The organism is Pseudoxanthomonas taiwanensis (assembly GCF_010093135.1).
Lineage (GTDB): Bacteria > Pseudomonadota > Gammaproteobacteria > Xanthomonadales > Xanthomonadaceae > Pseudoxanthomonas > Pseudoxanthomonas taiwanensis.
In genome coordinates this window covers 1-3,613 of sequence record NZ_PDWK01000120.1, presented here as the reverse complement: position 1 = coordinate 3,613, position 3,613 = coordinate 1, and the positions used below count along the sequence as shown (strand labels likewise).

The 3,613-nt window shown below is 75.4% G+C and carries 4 protein-coding genes and 1 pseudogene; all 5 read right to left on the bottom strand.

Features of this window, described 5'->3' with window-relative positions; all coding sequences use genetic code 11:
• Positions 1-18: 18 nt before the first annotated feature.
• Positions 19-435, bottom strand: a complete 417-nt coding sequence (locus CR938_RS13980) for a protein sip-5 (protein ID WP_162125571.1) — start codon at positions 433-435, stop codon at positions 19-21.
• Positions 432-962, bottom strand: a complete 531-nt coding sequence (locus CR938_RS13975; protein ID WP_170296534.1) for a phage holin family protein — start codon at positions 960-962, stop codon at positions 432-434. The genes CR938_RS13980 and CR938_RS13975 overlap by 4 nt, the downstream gene beginning before the upstream one ends.
• Before the next feature lie 6 nt (positions 963-968).
• Positions 969-1,352: a hypothetical protein gene (locus CR938_RS13970; RefSeq protein ID WP_162125570.1), complete on the bottom strand. Its 384-nt coding sequence runs from the start codon at positions 1,350-1,352 to the stop codon at positions 969-971.
• 91 nt (positions 1,353-1,443) lie between these two features.
• Positions 1,444-2,907 (bottom strand): Do family serine endopeptidase, encoded by a 1,464-nt coding sequence (locus tag CR938_RS13965; RefSeq protein WP_162125569.1) that lies wholly within the window; start codon positions 2,905-2,907, stop codon positions 1,444-1,446.
• 135 nt (positions 2,908-3,042) lie between these two features.
• Positions 3,043-3,468: pseudogene (locus tag CR938_RS13960) on the bottom strand (autotransporter domain-containing protein); the annotation flags it as partial.
• Positions 3,469-3,613: the final 145 nt, after the last annotated feature.

The following is a 3,613-nucleotide window of genomic DNA, read 5'->3' as shown; positions in this document are numbered from 1 at the left end:
GGAATGGGCCGCGCGGGGTCAGCGCTCGGACAGTTCGGTGGCGGCCTCGGCCGGGAACGGGGCGTGCGGTTCGGCCGGCGGCGCGGCGTCGGCCGCGGGGGCGCCGGCCGCATCGGCGGCGGCCCGTGCCGCCTCCTGCGCGGCGTCGGCGGAGGCCCCGGCCTCCTCGGACATCGCGGTGGCGCGGAGGGTGGCCAGCAGGCTGGAGGCGGTGCCCAGCATCTGCAGCCAGCGCGCCGCGCCGACCCGCGACAGCGGCTCGGCGCGGCCGACCAGGAAGCCGGATACCAGGCCGGCGACCACGATGCGGCCCGGCGTCCAGGCCTGGCGCCAGGCCTGGCCCAGCGCGCCACGCTGCGTGGCCGCGCGCTCGACGCAGGCGGCCGTGCGCCGTTCCGCGCGTTCGACCCGGCGTTGCAGCAGCTCGAACCTCATGCGCGGGTGTCTCCGTCCGTGGCCGGCGGCGGGGCGGGGGAGGGCGGCGGCGCGGTCGGCGCCTCCGCGTCCCCGTCCCCGTCGTCGTCCTCGTCGAACAGGCCCATGCGCGCCAGCTGGCGGCGGGTGGCGTGCAGGCCCATCCAGTCGAAGTAGCGCGAGGTGCGCCAGGCGGCCAGCGCGGTCACCGCCAGGTTGAACAGCGCGGCGATGCTCAGCGAGGCCAGCCAGGACAGGCCCAGCTGCTGCATCAGCGCCACGCCCGCGGCGGGGGCCAGCAGCCAGGCCGAGGCGCCGAACCCGATGGCCACGCCGGCCCAGGCCAGGGCCCGGCCCATCGCGCTGCGTGCCAGCGCCAGGTCGGCCGACAGCAGCGCGCGCAGGGGGCGCAGCACCTCGCCCCAGGCCTGCAGCGTTGCGCGGCCGGCCTGGCCGATCTGGCGCAGGCTCTCGTCCAGCGGCGGGGGCGGGGCGGCGCCGGGCCGTCCGCCGGCGGCCGCGTCCTGCTGGCGCTCCCCGTCTTCCATGGCCTCTTACCGGTCGCGGCGGGTCAGCGCGGCGACCAGCCAGCCGGCGGCGAAGGCCACGCCGAAGGACGCCAGCGGACGCTCGCGGATCAGTTCGGCGGCGCTATCGATCAGGTCGCGGCCCTTGTCCAGCAGCACGTCCACCTGTTCGCGGGCGGCCTGCCCGCCCAGCTCGGCGGCGGCCATCCCGGCCAGCGCGCTGTCGGCCAGCTCGGCCTTGACGTTGGCCTTGCCCAGGCGCAGCTCATCGGTGGCCGCGCTTGCGGCCCCGCGCAGCGCCTCGCCCGCCGCGCCCGCCGCGGACTTCAGGTGGGTGGTCGCCTCGGACAGGTTCTCCTTCAGGCCCGACGTGGCGGCGGCGGGAGTGGTGTTCGGATCCGGAGTGTTCATCGTGGTCTCCTGGGTGGGCGGATGCGCCATGCGGCGCGTCCGGGGCATCGAAGCATGCGCCGGGTGTAGGGGCCGTAACGGCCCGGCCGCCTCAGCGCAGGCTCAGCGTCCCCTGCACGTTACCGCGCAGGATGCGCAGCACCAAGCGCTCGGGCCGGCGCGACAGGGTGCCGCGCAGCGCGCCCAGGTCGTCGGCCGGGCCGGCATTGGTGGCGACGATGATGTCGCCCGGCTGTAGCCCGTTCTGTGCGGCGCGGCTGCCCGCGGCCACCGCCTCCACCCGCACGCCGCGGCCCAGTGCCTGGCGCTGGGTCTCCGACAGCTCGGCCAGGCGGGCTCCGGCCAGGCGCGGGTCCAGCGCGCCGCCGTCGAGCTGGCGCGGCTGCTCGTGCAGGGTGGCGTTGAGGGTCAGGGTGCGGCCGTCGCGCAGCACCTTCAGCGGCACGGCGCTGCCCACCGGCTGCAGGCCCTCGAAGTTGTGCAGGGCGCCGGGGTGGTCGATGCGCTGGCCGCCGGCCTCCACGATCACGTCACCCGGGCGCAGGCCGGCGGCGGCCGCGCCGGAACCGGCATGCACGGCAGTGACCAGCGCGCCCTGCTGGCCGGCGTCCAGGCCCAGCGAGCGCGCCAGGCGCGCGTTGAGCGCCTGCGTCTCCACGCCCAGGGTGCCGCGGCGCACCTCGCCGATGGGGACCAGCTGGCGCACCACGTCGCGCGCCAGGTTGGAGGGGATGGCCAGCCCCAGGCCGATGTTGCCGGCCATGCTGCCGCGCGGGTTGAGGCTGGCGGTGTTGATGCCCACCAGCTCGCCGCGCAGGTTGACCAGCGCGCCGCCGGAGTTGCCCGGATTGATCGAGGCGGCGGGCTGGATGAAGTTCTGGGAGCCCAGGCCGCGGATGCCGCTGCGCCCCACCGCCGAGACGATGCCCGAGGTCACCGTCTGGGTCAGGCCGAACGGGTTGCCGATGGCCACCACGAAATCGCCCACGCGCAGCTTGCTGCTGTCGCCCAGCGGCAGCGCGGTGAGGTTGTTGGCCGGGATGCGGATCAGGGCCACGTCGGGGTCGGCGTCCGAGCCGAGGAACTCGGCCTGGAAGGTGCGGCCGTCGGCCAGGCTCACCGACACGTCGTCGGCGTTCTCGATCACGTGGTGGTTGGTCAGCACGTAGCCGCGCTCGGCGTCGATGATCACGCCCGAGCCCAGCGACTCGTTGATCCGCTCCTGCGGGATCTCCGGGAACAGGCGGCGGAAGAACGGATCGTCGAAGAACGGGTTGCGGATGCGCACCACCTGCTTGGTGTGGATGCGGACCACCGCCGGCAGCACCCGCTCCAGCATCGGCGCCAGCGAGGGCAGCGGCTGGCCGTCGCCGGTGGCCGCCGGCCGGCTGGCCACCGCGGGGACGGCCGCGGCGGCGGCGGTGGCCGCGGCCTCGGCGCGCGCGGGCGCGGCCTGGGCGCGGTTGTCCAGCAGGTCGCGGATGCCGGTGGCGGCGAAGCCGCCGAACGCGGCGGCGGCAGTCAGGGCGAGCAGGGTCGCGGTCGATCGCTTCATCGGCATCGGCTTGGATTCGGCAATGGCTGAAGGGCCCGTTCAGTTTCGCAGGCCCGGTTCAATGCCTGCTGAAAGTGGGGCGGGCGCCCCCCCCGCGCAAGGGGACGCGCCCGCCCGGCGGCCCTGCCGCGGACCTCAGAACCCGCGTGCCAGCCCCGGCCGCGCCTCGAACCGGCCGTCTTCGCGCAGGCAGGCCAGGTCCCATTCCCAGCGGTGCTCCAGCGGCCCGCCCAGGCGCAGGCCCAGCGTGGCGCCGCCGCGCGGTTGTGGATCGGGAAGGCGGAAGCGCCCCGCCGGTGCGGCGCGGAACCCGGCATGCACCGGGGCCGCCGCCTGCAGTGCCTGGTGTCGCTGCGCCTCCAGCTCCAGCCACAGCCGCCGCCAGTGGCGGCTGTAGCGCGCGCCGAGGGCGGCCGCCAGCCGGGACCGGCGCGAGGCCTCGCCGACCAGTTCCAGCCCGGTGTCACCCAGTTCGGCGAAGGCCTCGCCGTCGATCCGGCTGTAGTCGAGGCTGGCCAGCGGTTGCAGCCGGCCACCGCCCAGCGGCATGTCACGGGCGAGCTGGACATGGGCGAAGGCCTAGCAGCTTGTTGAAATTCTCCCGCGCCAGAGCTTGCTTTCAAGCCCTCTGTTTGCGATATCGACCTCAGCCATAGTGGAGGGCGTGGGATGCGCGGTGCAGACGTCACTCAGGAATCGTTGTTCA